Source organism: Pseudomonas sp. Pseusp49 (assembly GCF_059491875.1).
The window spans coordinates 1,539,172-1,556,769 of record NZ_CP168514.1 but is presented as its reverse complement, the minus strand read 5'-3'; the positions used below and the strand labels follow the sequence as shown (position 1 = coordinate 1,556,769).

Annotated in this window: 20 protein-coding genes; 11 read left to right on the top strand and 9 right to left on the bottom strand. The window is 60.1% G+C overall.

Annotated features, from left to right (window positions below; translation table 11 throughout):
- Window positions 1-39 precede the first annotated feature (39 nt).
- The 3 genes from ACEN83_RS06905 (at window position 40) to ACEN83_RS06895 (ending at window position 2,552) form a co-directional block, all read left to right on the top strand.
- On the top strand, window positions 40-1,419 hold the full coding sequence (locus ACEN83_RS06905; RefSeq protein WP_495579851.1) for a sodium:solute symporter family protein: 1,380 nt from the start codon (window positions 40-42) through the stop codon (window positions 1,417-1,419).
- Window positions 1,420-1,504: 85 nt separating this feature from the next.
- Window positions 1,505-2,230 carry an MBL fold metallo-hydrolase gene (locus ACEN83_RS06900; protein WP_495579850.1) on the top strand — a complete coding sequence of 242 codons (726 nt, stop codon included), beginning with the start codon at window positions 1,505-1,507 and terminating at the stop codon, window positions 2,228-2,230.
- A gap of 70 nt (window positions 2,231-2,300) precedes the next feature.
- Entirely contained in the window at window positions 2,301-2,552 is a 252-nt protein-coding gene (locus tag ACEN83_RS06895; RefSeq protein WP_095963797.1) for a phosphopantetheine-binding protein, read from the top strand.
- Window positions 2,553-2,753: 201 nt separating this feature from the next.
- On the opposite strand, the gene ACEN83_RS06890 is transcribed toward ACEN83_RS06895, so the two are convergent.
- Window positions 2,754-2,882 carry a PA1414 family protein gene (locus ACEN83_RS06890; protein ID WP_007972508.1) on the bottom strand — a complete coding sequence of 43 codons (129 nt, stop codon included), beginning with the start codon at window positions 2,880-2,882 and terminating at the stop codon, window positions 2,754-2,756.
- Between the two features lie 135 nt (window positions 2,883-3,017).
- Entirely contained in the window at window positions 3,018-3,911 is an 894-nt protein-coding gene (ptrR, locus tag ACEN83_RS06885; RefSeq protein ID WP_495579849.1) for a putrescine utilization regulator PtrR, read from the bottom strand.
- A gap of 104 nt (window positions 3,912-4,015) precedes the next feature.
- Here ptrR and ACEN83_RS06880 point away from each other — a divergent pair, with 104 nt between their 5' ends.
- Complete coding sequence (locus tag ACEN83_RS06880) at window positions 4,016-5,197, top strand: MFS transporter (RefSeq protein WP_495579848.1); 1,182 nt, start codon at window positions 4,016-4,018, stop codon at window positions 5,195-5,197.
- Here ACEN83_RS06880 and ACEN83_RS06875 read toward each other — a convergent pair.
- Both ACEN83_RS06875 and ACEN83_RS06870 read right to left on the bottom strand, forming a co-directional pair.
- Window positions 5,142-6,074 (bottom strand): DMT family transporter, encoded by a 933-nt coding sequence (locus ACEN83_RS06875; RefSeq protein ID WP_495579847.1) that lies wholly within the window; start codon window positions 6,072-6,074, stop codon window positions 5,142-5,144. The two genes, ACEN83_RS06880 and ACEN83_RS06875, sit on opposite strands and share 56 nt — an antisense overlap.
- A gap of 179 nt (window positions 6,075-6,253) precedes the next feature.
- Window positions 6,254-7,090, bottom strand: coding sequence for a CvfB family protein (locus ACEN83_RS06870; protein WP_007972500.1), 837 nt, complete (start codon window positions 7,088-7,090; stop codon window positions 6,254-6,256).
- A 350-nt stretch (window positions 7,091-7,440) separates the two neighbouring features.
- Here ACEN83_RS06870 and ACEN83_RS06865 point away from each other — a divergent pair, with 350 nt between their 5' ends.
- The 3 genes from ACEN83_RS06865 (at window position 7,441) to ACEN83_RS06855 (ending at window position 9,503) form a co-directional block, all read left to right on the top strand.
- Window positions 7,441-7,629, top strand: coding sequence for a PFL_1563 family small protein (locus ACEN83_RS06865; protein WP_015096330.1), 189 nt, complete (start codon window positions 7,441-7,443; stop codon window positions 7,627-7,629).
- A 204-nt stretch (window positions 7,630-7,833) separates the two neighbouring features.
- Entirely contained in the window at window positions 7,834-8,556 is a 723-nt protein-coding gene (locus ACEN83_RS06860) for a TorF family putative porin (protein ID WP_116580299.1), read from the top strand.
- 77 nt (window positions 8,557-8,633) lie between these two features.
- Entirely contained in the window at window positions 8,634-9,503 is an 870-nt protein-coding gene (locus ACEN83_RS06855; protein ID WP_495579846.1) for a DUF6279 family lipoprotein, read from the top strand.
- A 46-nt stretch (window positions 9,504-9,549) separates the two neighbouring features.
- Here the strand turns inward: ACEN83_RS06855 and ACEN83_RS06850 are convergent, their stop codons facing one another.
- Complete coding sequence (locus ACEN83_RS06850; protein WP_493724910.1) at window positions 9,550-9,942, bottom strand: transcriptional regulator; 393 nt, start codon at window positions 9,940-9,942, stop codon at window positions 9,550-9,552.
- 194 nt (window positions 9,943-10,136) lie between these two features.
- Between ACEN83_RS06850 and ACEN83_RS06845 the strand changes: the two genes are divergently transcribed.
- Complete coding sequence (locus tag ACEN83_RS06845) at window positions 10,137-10,871, top strand: DUF899 domain-containing protein (RefSeq protein ID WP_104450473.1); 735 nt, start codon at window positions 10,137-10,139, stop codon at window positions 10,869-10,871.
- A 121-nt stretch (window positions 10,872-10,992) separates the two neighbouring features.
- Window positions 10,993-11,271, top strand: coding sequence for a hypothetical protein (locus ACEN83_RS06840; RefSeq protein ID WP_495579845.1), 279 nt, complete (start codon window positions 10,993-10,995; stop codon window positions 11,269-11,271).
- Between the two features lie 63 nt (window positions 11,272-11,334).
- Here ACEN83_RS06840 and ACEN83_RS06835 read toward each other — a convergent pair whose 3' ends face one another.
- Window positions 11,335-12,675 carry a DEAD/DEAH box helicase gene (locus tag ACEN83_RS06835; RefSeq protein ID WP_495579844.1) on the bottom strand — a complete coding sequence of 447 codons (1,341 nt, stop codon included), beginning with the start codon at window positions 12,673-12,675 and terminating at the stop codon, window positions 11,335-11,337.
- A gap of 192 nt (window positions 12,676-12,867) precedes the next feature.
- On the opposite strand from ACEN83_RS06835, the gene ACEN83_RS06830 reads away from it, so the two are divergent.
- A complete protein-coding gene (locus ACEN83_RS06830; protein WP_495579843.1) occupies window positions 12,868-14,166 on the top strand; it encodes a mechanosensitive ion channel family protein in 1,299 nt (432 codons plus the stop codon).
- Between the two features lie 81 nt (window positions 14,167-14,247).
- Here ACEN83_RS06830 and ACEN83_RS06825 read toward each other — a convergent pair whose 3' ends face one another.
- From ACEN83_RS06825 to ACEN83_RS06815, 3 genes are all read right to left on the bottom strand, one after another.
- Window positions 14,248-15,114: a carboxylate/amino acid/amine transporter gene (locus ACEN83_RS06825; protein WP_218501761.1), complete on the bottom strand. Its 867-nt coding sequence runs from the start codon at window positions 15,112-15,114 to the stop codon at window positions 14,248-14,250.
- A gap of 342 nt (window positions 15,115-15,456) precedes the next feature.
- Entirely contained in the window at window positions 15,457-16,056 is a 600-nt protein-coding gene (locus ACEN83_RS06820; protein ID WP_495579842.1) for an FMN-dependent NADH-azoreductase, read from the bottom strand.
- A 242-nt stretch (window positions 16,057-16,298) separates the two neighbouring features.
- Window positions 16,299-16,613 carry a hypothetical protein gene (locus tag ACEN83_RS06815; RefSeq protein ID WP_007972481.1) on the bottom strand — a complete coding sequence of 105 codons (315 nt, stop codon included), beginning with the start codon at window positions 16,611-16,613 and terminating at the stop codon, window positions 16,299-16,301.
- Between the two features lie 49 nt (window positions 16,614-16,662).
- Here ACEN83_RS06815 and ACEN83_RS06810 point away from each other — a divergent pair, with 49 nt between their 5' ends.
- Complete coding sequence (locus ACEN83_RS06810; protein ID WP_008018223.1) at window positions 16,663-17,586, top strand: PA3225 family LysR-type transcriptional regulator; 924 nt, start codon at window positions 16,663-16,665, stop codon at window positions 17,584-17,586.
- Window positions 17,587-17,598: the final 12 nt, after the last annotated feature.

Sequence of the window (17,598 nt, the reverse complement as noted above, 5' to 3'; positions counted from 1 at the left end):
TTTGTTTCGCATAAAAAAGACAATCGGAGACACGCCATAATGGCTTTGGATTTATTCGTTGTACTCATCTACGCCACCGCGATGTTGCTGCTTGGCTATTACGGCATGCGCAAGGCCAAGACCAACGAAGACTTTTTGGTCGCCGGTCGTAACCTCGGCCCAAGCCTGTACATGGGCACCATGGCTGCCACCGTTCTGGGCGGCGCGTCCACCGTGGGCACCGTGCGTCTGGGCTACGTGCATGGCATCTCCGGCTTCTGGCTGTGTGCCGCGCTGGGTTGCGGGATCGTGGCGCTGAACCTGTTCCTCGCCAAACCGCTGCTGAAACTGAAGATCTACACCGTTACCCAGGTGCTGGAAAAACGCTACAACCCGATGGCCCGCTCCGCGAGCGCGGTGATCATGCTGGCCTACGCGCTGATGATCGGCGTGACCTCGATCCTGGCGATCGGCACCGTTCTGCAAGTGTTGTTCGGCCTGCCGTTCTGGATCTCGGTACTGCTGGGCGGTGGCGTCGTGGTGATCTATTCGGCCATTGGCGGCATGTGGTCCCTGACCCTGACCGATATCGTCCAGTTCGTGATCAAGACCGTGGGCCTGATGTTCATCCTGCTGCCAATCTGCATGTACCGCGTCGGCGGCTGGGATGAGTTGGTCATGAAACTGCCGGCGGCGAGCTTCAGCTTCACCACCATCGGCTGGGACACCATCATCACCTACTTCATGATCTACTTCTTCGGCATCCTGATCGGTCAGGACATCTGGCAACGGGTGTTCACCGTCAAGACCGCCAAAGTGGCTCAGGTTGCCGGTACCGCTGCCGGTATCTACTGCATCCTCTACGGCCTGGCCTGCGCCCTGATCGGCATGGCTGCACACGTACTGATCCCGGATCTGGACAACGTCAACAACGCCTTCGCCGCCATCGTCAAACTGTCCCTGCCGGACGGTATCCGTGGCCTGGTGATCGCTGCCGCACTGGCCGCCATGATGTCCACCGCCAGCGCCGGCCTGCTGGCCGCTGCCACCACCCTGACCGAAGACCTGCTGCCGAAACTGCGTGGCGGCAAACAGTCGAGCCTGGGCCTCAACCGCCTGGTCACTATGCTGACCGGTATTGTGGTGTTGGGTATCGCCCTGGTGGTCAACGACGTGATCAGCGCCCTGACCCTGGCCTACAACCTGTTGGTAGGCGGCATGCTGATCCCGCTGATGGGCGCGATCTTCTGGAAACGCGCCACCACCGCCGGCGCCATCGCCAGCATGGGCATGGGCTTCGCCACCGCGCTGCTGTTCATGTTCAAGGACGGCCTGGATGCCAACACCCCGATCTACTACAGCCTCGGTGTAGGCCTGGTGAGCTTCGTGGTGGTGAGCTTGATGTCCCGCTGCACGGCAGCAGTGGCCAGCGCTGCCTAAGCTGAACATAACGACTTGATGCTTTCTTCGACGAGTGTGGCGTCGGTTGCCACACTCGTTTTTTTTCGTCTGAAGGAAACTGCCTATGAAGATCGTCAGCCGCGACCAGTGGTTCGAAGTCAAACATCTCAGCGACGGCATTCGCTTGATTCACGAGCCGTACATCCGGCCCTTCTACCGCTGCAACCTCTGGCACATCCAGGGCCGTGACAGGGACCTGCTGCTGGACAGCGGCTCGGGCCTGGTCAGCCTGCGCGAGCAACTGCCGTGGATCACCGAGCGGCCGCTGGTGGCCGTAGCCAGCCACTGCCATTTCGATCACATCGCCGGTCATCACGAATTCGCCGAGCGCCTGGTGCATCCGGCCGAGGCGGACATCCTGGCCGCGCCGGATGGCGACAACGACTTGAGCAAAGCCTTTGTCGGCGACGACATGTTCGAGGCGCACCCTGATTGCCCGCTGTGCTACGCCGAGTACCGGGTCAAGGCCGCGCCGGCCACGGGGTTTGTCGAAGATGGAGATGCGCTGGACCTGGGCAACCGCGTGTTGCAGGTCGTGCACACGCCGGGGCACTCGCCGGGTGGCATCTGCCTGTACGAAGCCGCCACCGAGACCTTGTTCAGCGGCGACATCATCTACGACGGGCCGCTGATCGAAGACGCCTACCATTCCAACCTCGAGGACTACGCACGCAGCCTGCAACGCCTGCATGCGCTGCCGATCCGCACGGTGCATGGCGGGCATTTCGGCAGCTTTTCCGGAGAGCATTTGCGCAGCATGATTGACGAATGGCAGCGCTCACACGGCTAAAGCCTGCTGTACTCAACGGCAGGGACTGCAACGGCAGGGAGAGCTGCACCCACCTCCTCGAAGAACGATCATGAAAGAAGCCGCCCTTCGTGCTGTCGTACATCGCTACATCAGCCGCCTGCTGGAAGGCCGGGATGACTTCGACGACAACGCCAGCCTGGCGCAGTTAGGATTGGACAAAAAAGATATCGAAGAGCTGATCTTCCATCTGGAAGATGAACTGGGTGTGACGGCGTTTACCGTGGAAGAAGACCGGATGCTCAAGACCGCCAGGACGGTGAATGATTTGAGCCGGTTTTTGTTGGAGATTGGGCGGGATTGAGGCTGATCGTCAACGACGTGAATCGTGGCGAGGGAGCTTGCTCCCGTCCGACTGCGCCGCAGTCGCAAAACCTGCAATCCAATGACCTGCTAAAACTCAGTGACTATTTGGGGCTGCTTCGCAGCCCAGCGGGAGCAAGCTCCCTCGCCACAGCAAGCCCCCTCGCCACAGCAAGCCCCTCTCACTGGCGATCCGGAGCCATTACCGGCGTCGCTGCTGGCGCCGACGTTGCTCGTCGTCAGTACGAACAGGCACGGGTTGCAGAGGCGGTTCGATCAAGCCGAGCGCCACGCCCAGGTCATGCAGCCAGTTTTGGATTTTCTCTTTCATGGTGCCCCCTTCAGGGTAGTGCCGAGCGGCCAAAATTCTGTAGCCCCTTCGCACTGATAATAGTCCGAAGTCCTACGCAATGCTCGTGCAAAGTCGCAATGATCTGTTACTGAATCCATCACAATCAGCCAGCGTTCAGGCAATTTCCCGCGCCTGCGTCGGTGCCTGCGGAAAAACCGCCTGCTGCTGTTCGATCCAGGCATTCAGGTTGGCCCCGACCATGCCCTTGCGCCACATCAGCCAGGTGGTCGCGCTGGCAAACGGTTCGGCCAACGGGTGCACGGCTACACTCTCGCGGCCCGGCAAACTGGCGAGCATCGATTCCGACATCAGCGCCACACCGGATCCGGCAATCACACACGCAAGCATTCCCGGATAGGACTCGATCTCCATCGCCCGGCCCATCGCCGCATGGTCATGGGCGAACCAGGCCTCCAGGCGCATACGGTAGGAGCAGCCCTGGCGAAAGGTGAACACCGCGCGACCTTCCACATCCAGCGCGTTGCGCACGGGCGGATGATCGGCCTCGCTGATCAGCACCAGGCGCTCGTCGCACAAGGGCACACCGTCGAGCCCGGCCAGCTCCATAGGGCCATCCACCAGCGCCGCATCGAGCCGACCGGTGAGCAGGCCTTCGAGCAACTCACCGCTGGGACCGGATTGCACTTGCAGATTCACTGCCGGATACAGGCGGTGATAGCGCGCCAACAACCCCGGAAGGTGGATAGCGGCCGTGCTGTACATGGTGCCGAGCACGAAGTCGCCCGCCGGTTGCCCGCCCTGCACCGCCGCGCTGGCTTCGTCGCGCAGCGCAAACAGCTTGGCGGTGTAGTCCAGCAGGACTTTTCCCGCAGGCGACAACTGCAAACGCTGACGCTCGCGCAGGAACAGTTCTACACCCAGTTGCTCTTCCAGCTGTTTGAGCCGGGTCGACAGGTTCGACGGCACTCGATGCAGCCGTTCGGCGGCCCGGGTGATGGACCCTTCCTCCGCCACCGCCTGGAAGATGCGTAATTGGCTGAACTCCACGATATTCTCCAAAAAAGAACAAGTTACTCACTATTATTCATTTTTAAAGAAAGTCAATCAGCCCTAGCCTGACGGTCATCGATCCTCTGAACGGTATCCAGACCATGTCTCCCCTGATTCGCTTATCCGCCAGTTTCGTTGCCCTGATGATGGCCATGGGCATCGGCCGTTTTGCCCTGACGCCGCAACTGCCACACCTGCTCAGCGAAGGTCAGATCGACCTGACCGCCGCCGGGCTGATTGCCGCCGCCAACTACCTCGGTTATTTCATCGGTGCGGTAGACGCCATGTTTTCCCGGCGTCCCGCGCAAGTGCGCCGGCGCTTGCTGGGCGGGTTGTGGCTCTGCGTATTGCTGACCCTGGCGTCGTTCTGGGCCAACGGGTTCTGGTCGCACCTGCTGCTGCGCTTCGGCACCGGTGTGGCCAGCGCCTGGGTGTTGGTGATGATCACCGCACTGAGCCAGCCGCTCGCGGCAGCGGCCGGTCGTCCCCGGCTCGGCGCCCTGGTCTTCGCCGGACCGGGCCTGGGGATTTTTCTCACAGGTTTGTTGGCCCTGGGCTCCAATCTGCTGGGCCAGACTTCCGCCACCTTGTGGCTGGTGTACGCCGCCGCCGGGCTGGCGATGCTGCTGGGGATTCTGCCGTTTCTGCCGCAAGCGAGCGTAACCGCGACCGCTGCACCCGTCGCCAGCGCACCGGGCACTCAAGGCATCGCTCGTCTGGGCTTTATCTACGGCTTGTACGGGTTGGGCTACATCATCCCGGCGACCTTTCTGTCGCAAATGGCCAATGCGCAATTCCATGGCCAATGGCAGGCCGACCTGTTCTGGCCGTGCTTCGGACTTGCGGCGGCTACGGGGGTGGTGCTGGTGAGTCTGCGTCGCCAAAAAGCGGGTGCAACGCGGCGCTGGTTGATGGCAACGTTATGGCTGCAAGCTGCGGGCGTGTTTGCCTGCCTGCTGGCCAACGGTCCGGGGCTGGCATTGGGTGTGATCCTGTGCGGCACGCCGTTCCTGGCCTGCATGCAACTGGTGATCCAGCGATCCCGGGAACTGGCCCCCCATGCCACCCAGCGCAATGCCGGCCTGCTGACGGCCTGCTTTGCCGTAGGCCAGCTCAGTGGGCCATTGCTGGCGGCGCTCAGCAGTCATTTCAGTGGCGGCTTGCAGCCAGCACTGGTGGTCGCCGGCTGCGGCTTGCTGATCGCCGGCGGTCTGTTGCTCGCGCCGGTCAGTGCTGCCCCAGAGCCTTGCGCAAACGACGGCGCAGCCACTGCTCAGCGCTGACAAAGGTGATGCCCGCCAACACCAGCATGGCGCCGAGGATGAAGTTCAGGCTCAGTTTCTCGCCCAGCAGCACGACACCAAAGGTGACGCCAAACAACGGCGTCATGAACGAAAACACCGCGAGGTTCGCCGCCAGGTATCGGCGCAACAGCCAGAACCACACCAGGTAACTGAAGAACGACACCACCACGCCCTGAAACAGCACACTGGTGACCGCCACGGTGGTCAGGCTGACATGGGTGATCTGGCCGCTGAGCAGCGCGATCAACAGCAAACCGAAGAAACCGACAATCAACTGATAGAACAACGTCAGGGTCACCGGCGCTTCCGACAGGCGCGAAGCGCGCACCACCACCGTGGTCGCGCCCCAGGCGGCCCCCGCCAGCACTCCCAAGGCATCGCCCATCAACATGCGGTAATCAAGGTTGTCCCAGGACACCCCGCCGGCAAACGCGATGGCAATCCCGATAAAGGCCAGGACAATCCCCAGCCATTGCAGGGGTCGCAGACGCTCACTGGGCAATAACCAGTGCACACCCAATGCCGTGAAGATCGGCGCGGTGTAGAGGAACACCGACATGTGCGCCGCCGTGGTCAGTTGCAGGCCTTCGGAGATGAAGAAGAACTCCAGGCCGAACAAGGCACCGGCCAGCAGACCGCCGCGCCAGGTCGTACTCACCTGGCTCCAGCCACCCTTCCAGCAGATCAGCAGCCCGACCAGCAACGCCGACATGCCGGAACGCCCGGCCGCCTGCATCACCGGCGCGATATCGGCCGCCGCCCACTTGATCATCACCTGCTGAACGCCCCAGATCAGGCACAACCCAACCATCACTTGCAGGGCAAACCCGTCGGTACTGCGCCGGGTGGCGCTCACCGGAACACCTCGAAGACACAATCCATGGCAAAGACTCGGCAGTAAAAGCAAAACCCCGGCTGGCGATTATCAACCAGAACACCGGAAATAACCCTGTAGGAGGTGCCGAAGGCTGCGATCTTTTGATCCTTAAAATCAAGATCGCAGCCTTCGGCAGCTCCTACAGGGGCAGAGCGGGATCAACTCAGATCAATGCGATCGGCATGAATGACAATCTGGCCATTCTTGTACAACGCGCCAATGGCCTTCTTGAAGTTGCCCTTGCTGACACCGAACAGACTGCTGATCAACGCCGGATCGCTCTTGTCGCTCACGGCCAGGGTGCCGTTGTTTTCACGCAACTTGGCGAGGATCTTCGAGTTCAGGCTGGTAGCCGCTTCCTGGCCGACCGGCTGCAGGCTCAGGCTGATCTTGCCGTCGGCGCGAACTTCCTTGATGAAACCCTTTTCTTCTTTACCGGCGCGCATGAACTTGAAGATTTCGTTCTTGTGGATCAGGCCCCAATGCTTGTTGTTGATGATGGCCTTGAAGCCCATGTCCGTGGCTTCGGCCACCAGCAAGTCCACTTCCTGGCCAGCCGTGTAGTTGGCCGGGGTCTTGTCCAGGTAGCGGTCCAGGCGCGCGGTCGCGGTGATGCGGCGGGTGTGCTTGTCGAGGTAGACGTGCACCACCACGTACTCGCCCGCCGTCATCTGACGCTTCTCTTCGGAGAACGGCAGCAACAGGTCCTTGGGCAAGCCCCAGTCCAGGAATACGCCGATGCTGTTGACTTCAACAACTTTCAAACTGGCGAATTCACCCACTTGAACTTTCGGCTTTTCAGTAGTGGCGATGAGTTTGTCATCGCTGTCCAGATATATAAAAACGTTGAGCCAGTCTTCATCTTCGCTAGGAATATCTTTTGGAATATAACGATTTGGCAGAAGGATTTCGCCATCCGCGCCACCGTCCAGATATAAACCGAAGTTAGTGTGTTTAACCACTTGCAAACTGTTGTAACGCCCGACTAAAGCCATGTCCAATACCCTCATTGCGTGGGCGGCATTCTACCCGGTTTTAAGCGCCGCGTTCGGCCCCCGGCCCGGTGGCGCGAGAAAATCCTTTGAAGACCTTGATTTTCACGGGCTTTCATCGCATGCCTGGCCGCTCGTCAGACCGATCCGGGCATTTACGCCATGCCCAGACAAGCGTAACTCGGCATTTTTCAAGGCATGTTCTTATTTAAAACAGCGGCTTAGACCTATATTTCGAATATTGTCCGAGGACTGATTACCCCGACCTCAGGATTATTGCGAGGGGATATTTGCCAAGCAATTATCAGGTAATTCCTGTACGATGCCTGGCCAAGTTAATTTTCTACAGGTTAATGGCCGCCATGCGCGTAAAAGCATCCACCAGCAAAGCAAAGCCAGCTCCAGCCGTTGAAACCAGCGAGTCGATCAACAGCCAGATCGCAGCGTTTCTCAAGTCCGGCGGTGAAATCCAGCAAATTGCCAAAGGCGTCAGCGGCCAGACGTTCGGCCCGTCCAAGCAGATCACCCTGGGCAAAAAGTAACCCCCTCGCGTCACCTGGTCCCAAAGCGCTTTGAGCCTCGAAGCGCTTGGACTGGAACCCTCGTCACTCCCTCCGCCCCCTTAAAATCCATCGAAATCGACGAACGGCCTTCGCTGCCGATCATTCGCCGGTATCCTTGCACGCGTCTGGATCAAGCGTTTCAGCGGGCTCCCCAGCCTGCCCTCGCTGTTCATGGAGTGACGCATGTTCAAACCTTTCTGTTTATCGGCATTGCTCGGCGGCCTGTTGGTTTGCTCCGCTGCACACGCACAAATCTTTCAGCGTGAACTGGGTGCCTTCGATCTCAAGCTCGGCACCACCCCCACCCGCAGCATGGCCCAGGGCCTGGTCAAACCTTCGGCCGTCGGCTCGTTCCACGGAGGCCTGGACCTGAGCCACGACAGCGGTTTCTACGTGGGCCAATGGTCACCCAGCATGGGCATCAGCCCGGGGAAAGACCTCGAGATCGATTCCTACGCGGGCTTTAAACAACCCTTCGACCAAACCCTCGGCTACGAAGTGGGCCTGATCCGCTACAGCTACCCCGAAGTCACCACCCCTGACAGCCAGGAACTGTTCGGCGGCCTGACCTTGCTCGGCAGCCGTTTCGGCATCGCCTTCAGCAACGACCCGGACAAACAGAACAACACGCTGTTCGCTGACTTGAGCGGCAATCAACCATTCGGTGTCGGCATCAGCCTGAAATACACCACCCACCAATTCAATACGCCAGTGGCGGTGGATGGCGGGTATGTAGGCAGTTTTACCGATTGGTCGCTGAAATTGTCCCGCCCGTTCATGGGCATCGACCTCGACCTGATCTACAGTGACTCCAGCCTGAGCGGCAGCGGTTGCTCGGCCTATGCCGGGCACAACAGCCAATGCGACGGGCTGGTGACGCTCAAGGCCGAACACGCGTTCTATTGATCGGCTGAACTGCCGGCCCCCTCCCGGGTTCACAAGAGAATCAGACCCCGAAGACTGGCTTTCGCAAGGATTCGCCCATGTCCCGCTGGTTCAAACATATCGCCGTCGTGTTGACCGTTACCCTCGCCCTCGGCGCGTGCAGCCGCGTGGGCCTGGCCTACCGCAATCTCGATGTGATCATCCCGTGGACGCTCAGCGACTACCTGGACATGAACGGCGAGCAGAAAAGCTGGCTGGACGTACGCCTGAAGGAACACCTGAGCTGGCACTGCACCACCCAACTACCCGGCTACCTCGACTGGCTGGACCGCCTGCAAACCATGATCGCGTCCAACCAGGTCACCGATGCCGCCTTGCAGGCCCGCGCCCACGAAGCCGAACAGGCGATCGCCGAGACCGCGCGGGAAATCACCCCCTCGGCCATCGAGTTGCTGCAAGGGCTGGATGACAAGCAAGTCGCCGATATGAATGAAGCCTTCGCCAAGGACAGGCGCAAGCGCCAGGAGGAATACCTCAAGCCCACCCTCGACCAGCAGATCAAGGAGCGCAGCGCGCGTATGGAGAAGCGCCTGAACGACTGGCTCGGCCCACTGAACAACACCCAGCAACAGCGGGTCACCACATGGTCCCGGGCCTTGGGTGATCAGAATACGCAGTGGCTGGCCAATCGTGTCCATTGGCAGCAACAGTTCAGTGCAGCCGTTGCGCAACGCCACAGTCAACAATTCCCACAACGAATCGAGACACTTCTGATCAATCGCGAGAGCTTGTGGACACCCGCCTATCGTCAGGCCTTTGCCAACACCGAGGCCCAGGCACGTTCGCTGTTCGTGGATCTCATGGCTGCAAGCACGCCGAGCCAGCGTGAACGATTACTGAAGAAAATCGAGGGTGTGAGGAAGGATTTCAGTGATCTGAAGTGCCTGAAAGCGGCGAAACAAGGCTAAGCGCCCCCCCCTGTGGGAACTCACTCCCACAGGGTGTACGCGTACATCAAGCAATCTGCGCCTTCGACGCCACCTCATCGAATGTCGCTTCATCCAGCGCGTCTTCCTGCTCATCGAGCACCTGCCGCGGGTGATCATTACCGGGAATACTGCTGTCGATCAGGCTCAACAAACGCGAACCCCGCGCCGTCAGAATGTAATTGGCACCCGTGCCACCTTCGTCCTCCGGCCGTGGCTCGATATAGCCACGCAACAGCAGCAGCTTTTCGTACTCGCCGGCCACCGTTTTCAAGTGATCAAGATTTTCTATCGACTCGCCTTCCGCGGCCTTCTGCGCCGCATGCTGTTCGGCGTAAGGCCGCGGCGTGAAGTTGTGGCCCGCGCTGTTTTGCACTTCATGCAGCAAGCGCTCAATCAAGTCCCAGTTGTAAGTCGTCATCCTGATTCAACCTCCGGTGTCCGTTCGATGGATGCCCGTGCATTTGAACGGGCCTTACAGGTTGTGACCGGTACGCCCGACAGCCGTTCAGACGGCCTTTCGCTGACGACCGACCGGCGGTATGTCGAATTCCACCCAAGCCAAACGACTAGGCTGTGTACGTCACCTCCCCGCCCCACGCAGGAGAAAACAACATGAACATCCAGAATCACCCCGTCGTGTCACGGGAAGAATGGCTCGCCGCCCGCAAACAACACCTGATCCACGAGAAAGCCTTCACCCGGGAACGGGACAAACTCAGCGCCGAACGCCGCGCCCTGCCCTGGGTGAAAATCGACAAGGACTACCATTTCCAGGGGCCCAATGGCGAACTGAAACTGGCGGACCTGTTCGGCGGCCGCAGTCAGTTGGTCATCTACCACTTCATGTTCGCCGAGGGCTGGGACGAGGGCTGCCCCGGTTGCTCGTACCTCAGCGATCACATCGACGGCGCCAACCAGCACCTGGCCCACCACGACATTGCCGTGGTGGCGGTTTCCCACGCACCCTTCGCCGAATTCCAGGCCTTCAAGCGGCGCATGGGCTGGAAATTCGACTGGGTGTCGTCGGCAGGATGCGACTTCAACTACGACTTTGGCGTCTGTGCCCGGGCCGAAGAGGTCGCCGCAGGAAAGGCTACGTACAACTACGAAAAAACCGACGGCGCCGAGGAAGAACTCCCCGGTCTCAGCGTGTTTTATCGCAATGAAGCCGGTGAAATATTCCACACCTACTCCACCTATGCGCGGGGGCTGGACATGCTGGTCGGCGCCTACAACTACCTGGACCTGACGCCCAAGGGGCGCAACGAGGAGGAGATCATGGAGTGGGTGCGCCACCATGACAAATATGAGGAACAGGCGAAATCGAGTTGCTGCCACGGTGGATAGACCCAGGCAACGAGGCGCGAAGGGGCCCTGACAACCCACGCAAATATCACAGACTGAACTTTCCCAAAGGGCCAGCGCTCAACCGGATAACCCGCCTTGACCGGAACTGAGGCCCGCCCCCATGAAACCACTGCTGAAGAAGCTCACTCTCGCCGCTGCCCTCGCTTGTGCCCTGCCCGCCTGGGCCTGCACTCCCGAGGAAGCCACCGCCAAACGCGAACAACTGGCCCAGGAAGTGGCCAAGCTCACCGAGCAGAACCCGACCAAGGCCAAAGAGATCAATGACGAGTTGCAAAAAATGGATCTGAGCACTGCCTCGAAAGACTTGCCGGACAAGTGCCAGTTGATCGACCAGCGCTTGAAGGAGCTGGGCGCTGCCGAGAAGAAAACCGAAAGCTGATAGACGCCAGGAATAAAAAAACCCGGACACTGTCCGGGTTTTTCCTGGGTCGCTTACAGTGGCTTACTCAGCCGCTGGCGCTTCCGGCTTGCGGCGCTTGAGCGGCGCCATGCCGTCCTTGCTGACCAGGGAATCGCTCTTCGGCCGGTTGGCGCTCTTGCGCTTGGTCGGGGTCTTGGCGGCAGTTTTCTTCTTGTCGCCCTTGCCGTCGGTCTTTTTCTTCTTCACGCCGACAGCCTTGCCCGAGGCCTTGACCTTCTTCGGTCCGCCGTAGGTGCCCTTGACTTCCTTGATGGTGCGGCGCTCGAAGCTCTGCTTGAGGTAGCGCTCGATGCTCGACATCAGGTTCCAGTCGCCGTGGCAGATCAGCGAGATGGCCAGGCCATCGTTACCGGCACGGCCGGTACGACCGATACGGTGAACGTACTCGTCGCCACTGCGCGGCATGTCGAAGTTGATCACCAGGTCCAGGCCGTCGACGTCCAGGCCGCGAGCGGCGACGTCGGTGGCCACGAGGATTTTCACGCCGCCCTGCTTCAGACGGTCGATCGCCAGTTTGCGATCCTTCTGGTCTTTCTCGCCGTGCAGCACGAACGCTTTGTATTCCTGCGCCACCAGGCGGCCGTAGATACGGTCGGCCATGGCCCGGGTGTTGGTGAAGACGATGGCCTTCTGGTACGTCTCGTTGGCCAACAGCCAGTTGACGATCTGTTCTTTGTGCTGGTTGTGGTCAGCGGTAATGATTTGCTGGCGGGTGGTGTCGTTCAGCTGGCTGACCGCGTTGAGCTGCAGGTGCTCAGGGTTGTTCAGGACCTTGGCGATCATCTCGCGCAAGCCCGAACCACCGGTGGTGGCGGAGAACAGCATGGTCTGCTGACGGTTGGTGCATTCGTCCACCAGGCGCTGCACGTCTTCGGCAAAGCCCATGTCGAGCATGCGGTCGGCTTCGTCGAGCACCAGGACTTCAACTTCTTTCAAGTCGAGGTTGCCGGCGTTCAGTTGCTCGATCATCCGGCCCGGCGTACCGATCAGGATGTCCGGCACCTTGCGCAACATCGCGGCCTGGACCTTGAAGTCTTCACCGCCGGTGATCAGGCCGGACTTGATGAAGGTGAACTGCGAGAAGCGTTCCACTTCCTTCAGCGTCTGCTGGGCCAGTTCGCGGGTCGGCAGCAGGATCAGGGTCTTGATGCTGACGCGGATTTTCGCCGGGCCGATCAGACGGTTGAGGATGGGCAAAACGAATGCAGCGGTTTTGCCGCTACCGGTTTGCGCCGTCACCCGCAGGTCACGCCCCTGGAGCGCCAGCGGAATGGCCGCGGCTTGCACAGGCGTTGGCTCGACAAATTTCAGCTCGGCCACGGCTTTGAGCAGGCGTTCGTGCAGGGCGAATTGGGAAAACACGGGTGCTACCTCGAAGAAATGCAAAAAAACAGCTGCATAGGGTAACGGTTTCGAGCGCTCAGGCCGAGTTTCTTTGTGCAAATGGCGGTAAACAGTTGGTTTTTTGTTGCCTTGTTTTTCCCAAAACGCAATACAAAGCGTCTTAAATGCTCTAATCGCCCCTCGCGCCCTACAGAAGAATCGTTTTTAACCATGGATATCAAACAGCTCTGGATCAACGTCCTGGACCTTTGGGGAGCCCTCGACCAGCACCCGCTCGTACATTCCAGCCTGGCGCTGCTGCTGTTGCTGGCCATTGCGCTGTTCCTCGGACGGGTGGCGCGCTACCTCATCCTTCACGCGGCCAAAATGCTCAGCCGCCAGCCGGCCTTGCACTGGGTCAATGATTTTCTGCAGAACAAGGTGTTCCATCGCCTGGCACAGATCACGCCTTCGCTGGTGATCCAGTTCGGTCTCAATCTGGTACCGAACCTGAGCAAGACCAGTCTGAATTTCCTCGGCAACGTCGCCCTGTCCTTCACCTTACTGTTTCTGCTGCTGGCGGTCAGCGCCCTGCTCAATGCCCTGCTGGACATCTACGCCCGCACCGAACACGCCCGCACCCGCTCGATCAAGGGCTATGTGCAACTGGCGAAAATGGTGTTGTACGTGTTTGGCGCGATCGTCATCGTCGCGACCTTGATCGACCGCTCGCCGCTGTTGCTGCTCTCGGGCCTGGGTGCCATGTCGGCGGTGATTCTGTTGGTCTACAAGGACACGCTGCTGTCGTTCGTCGCCAGCGTGCAATTGACCAGCAACGACATGCTGCGGGTCGGCGACTGGATCGAAATGCCCCAGGTGGGCGCCGACGGCGATGTGGTGGACATCACCTTGCACACGGTCAAGGTGCAGAACTTCGACAAGACCATCGTCTCGATTCCGACCTGGCGCCTGATGTCCGAGTCATTCAAGAACTGGCGCGGCATGCAGGCTTCCGGTGGCCGCCGGATCAAGCGCAGCCTGTTCATCGACGCCAGCGGCGTGCGCTTCCTGCGCGACGACGAGGAGCAGAAGCTGTCCCAGGTGCACTTGCTCACCGACTACATGACCCGCAAACAGGCCGAACTCAAGGCCTGGAACGAGGCCCAGGGCAACGTCGCGGCCATGTCGGCCAACCGTCGGCGGATGACCAACATCGGCACTTTGCGCGCCTATGCGCTGGCCTACCTGAAGAGTCATCCGGGGATCCAGCCGAACATGACCTGCATGGTCCGCCAGATGCAGACCACGGCCCAGGGCATTCCACTGGAAATCTACTGCTTTACCCGCACCACGGCGTGGGCCGACTACGAGCGGATCCAGGGGGATATTTTCGATTACCTGCTGGCGGTGTTGCCGGAGTTCGGGTTGAGCCTGTATCAGCAACCGAGCGGAACGGATCTACGTGCCGGGCTGCTACCAGCGGTGTTGGGCGCCAGCCACATCCCCGAGCCAGAAAAACACGTCATGTAACACCACAAATCTTCTGTAGGAGCTGCCGCAGGCTGCGATCTTTTGATCTTGAAATCAAAAGATCGCAGCCTGCGGCAGCTCCTACGCAGTTTGTGCGCCCTTGCTGATGCCCAACCGACTGATCCACACCGCCAGCAAAATCACCGAACCGCCCAGCAACAATCGCCCCAGTTCTTCATGCTGGTTCCAGATCAGCAGATTGATCAGCAAGCCCACGGGCACATGCAGGTTGTTCATCACCGCCAGGGTCCCGCCATTCACCATGCACGCGCCCTTGTTCCACCAATACAAACCCAGCGCAGTGGAGACCAGGCCGAGGAACAGCAGCACGCCCCATTGCAAAGGCGCTTCGGGCAGGAAGTTCTGTTTGCCGAACAATAGAAACGCCGGCAACGCCACCGCCAGTGCGCCGAGATAGAAATAGCCGAAGCGTCGGTAATGCGGCAGATCGCTCGGGTGGCGGGCGACCAGGTGTTTGTACAGCACCTGCCCGGCGGCATAGGTGAAGTTGGCCAGTTGCAGCAACAGGAACCCCATGAAGAAATCCGGGTTGATCCGGTCAAAGCGAATCACCGCCGCCCCCGCCACCGCCACCAGGGCCGCGACCAGGGCCCAGGGATTGAAGCGACGATTCAGTGCATCTTCGATCAGGGTCACGTGTAGCGGCGTGAGGATGGTGAACAGCAGCACTTCCGGCACCGTCAGTACGCGAAAGCTCAGGTACAGGCAGACGTAGGTCACGCCGAACTGCAAGGCGCCGATCAGCAGCATGCCGCGCATGAACGCCGGCTCCACCGAGCGCCAGCGGGTCAGCGGGATGAACACCAGCCCGGCCAGCAGCACACGCACCAGCACCGCGAAGTAACTGTCGACATGACCGGCCAGGTATTCGCCGATCAAACTGAAGGAAAACGCCTGGATCAGCGTGACAAAAAGTAGATAGCCCATGCTCGCCTCGTTTTGAATGGCGGCGACGATAGCCGGTTTTGCCACTGATCGCGAACGCTAAACCAACACAAAAACTGTGGAAGCGGGCTTGCTCGCGAAGAGGGAGTGTCAGGCGACATAAATGTGGGATGACACACCGCTTTCGCGAGCAAGCCCGCTCCCACAAGGGTTGTATGCCCGCTCAATAATTCCGGGCAAAAAAAAGCCCGATCTCGCTAAAGCGTTCAATCGGGCCAGAGCACTCAGGAGCAAAAAGTGCGAAGGGAGGTTCGATGCGCGTACAGGCTTGAAGGGTTGCGCCAGGTCACTAGACCATCCAGCGATTATCTGGCGATTAACGGGTCAGGCCACTTGCGCAAGCCTGGCGTTCGCCTGGTTCAGGCCTTTCTCCTGGAAGTCACCGCCCAGGTTCATGCCTTCGGCGTGGATGAACGTCACGTCGTGGATACCGATGAAGCCCATGACCTGACGCAGGTACGGTTCCTGGTGATCGGCGGTGCTGCCGGCATAGATGCCGCCACGAGCCGTCAATACGTAGGCGCGCTTGCCTGTGAGCAGGCCTTGCGGACCTGTTTCGGTGTACTTGAAGGTCACGCCGGCACGCAGCACGTGGTCGAGCCAGGCTTTCAGGGTGCTGGGGATAGCAAAGTTGTACATGGGCGCGGCCATGACCAGTACATCGGCGGCGAGCAATTCGTCGGTCAACTGGTTGGAGCGTTCCAGGGACGCCTGTTCGATGTCGCTGCGCTGGTCGGCGGGCTTCATCCAGCCACCCAGCAGGTTGATATCCAGGTGCGGCACCGGCTTGACGGCCAGGTCCCGGACAGTGATCTGGTCATTCGGGTGAGCGGCTTTCCACTGGCTGATGAACGTCTGGGTCAGTTGACGGGAAACCGAGTCTTGCTGACGGGCACTGCTTTCGATGATCAGAACGCGGGACATGGGATGTAGCCTCCATCTGAGAATGCTGTAGGTCGATGGAGAGAAGGTTAAACAGAGTCATATCGATGAAAAAGCGCAAATAACTGCTATAACCCATCAATAAATTCGTTTATAAGCTCAACATACCCTGTGGGAGCGGGCTTGCTCGCGAAGGCGGTGTGTCATTCACGTTGATATCGACTGACACGGCCTCTTCGTCGGAACGCCGCCCGGAGCAAGCCCGCTCCCACAGGAGATTGCTGTCATTTCGGGGTGCAGCTCAGCTCGATGCGCAGCTTGATGATGTTGCGGCTGAATTTGGCGGTGGCATTTTTGTGCTTGCCGGCCGGTACGTCGATCTTGCGGGTACGCGGGGCTTCCGGGCCATTGATGAAAACGGCCTTGCAGCTTGCATCGACGTCGCCGTAGTTGGCCACCTGGATGGAGCCGATGTCGCTATCGGTGTCGTAGGTCTGGTAATCGATCTTCATGCCGTTGAGGTCTTTCTTCACATCGATCGGGTAAGCCATCGCCGTCAGCGGCAGCAGCGCCAGCAGCACACAACAGATTTTTTTCATTCAGCAGCCTCCAGTAAGGGTTGCCAGCTTAGGACAAGAGGAGCTCAACATGAAAGCGCCCCGCGTGACCCTTGATCAATGGCGAACGCTGCAAGCCGTGGTCGATCACGGTGGTTTCGCCCAGGCCGCCGAGGCGCTGCATCGCTCGCAATCATCGGTCAGCTACACCGTGGCACGCATGCAGGATCAGCTCGGCGTGCCGTTGCTGCGCATTGACGGACGCAAAGCCGTGCTGACCGAAGCCGGCGGCGTACTGTTGCGCCGCTCCCGGCAACTGGTGAAACAGGCCAGCCAACTCGAAGACCTGGCCCATCACATGGAACAGGGCTGGGAGGCCGAAGTGCGCCTGGTGGTCGATGCCGCTTACCCAAGCGCCCGCCTCGTCCGTGCCTTGACCGCGTTCATGCCGCAAAGCCGTGGCTGCCGGGTGCGCCTGCGTGAGGAAGTGCTGTCGGGCGTGGAGGAAGTCCTGCTCGAAGGCGTGGCCGACCTGGCCATCACCGGCTTCAGTATTCCCGGTTACCTGGGCGCGGAGTTGAGCGACGTCGAGTTCGTTGCAGTGGCCCACCCCGAGCATCCCCTGCACCGCCTCAACCGCGAACTGAGCTTCCAGGACCTGGAAAGCCAGATGCAAGTGGTGATCCGCGACTCGGGCCGCCAGCAACCGCGGGACGTCGGCTGGCTCGGGGCCGAACAGCGCTGGACCGTCGGTAGCCTGGCCACCGCCGCGACCTTCGTCAGCAGCGGCCTGGGTTTTGCCTGGTTGCCCCGGCACATGATCGAACGGGAACTCAAGGAAGGTACGCTCAAGCTGCTACCGTTGGATCAGGGCGGTAGCCGCAATCCGAGCTTTTACCTGTATTCGAACAAGGACAAACCGCTGGGACCGGCCACGCAGATTCTCATCGAACTGCTGCGCACCTTTGACACCGCACCACTGGACGCCCCGTTCGCCGCCCCCGAACAAGCCTGACACGGAGTGTAT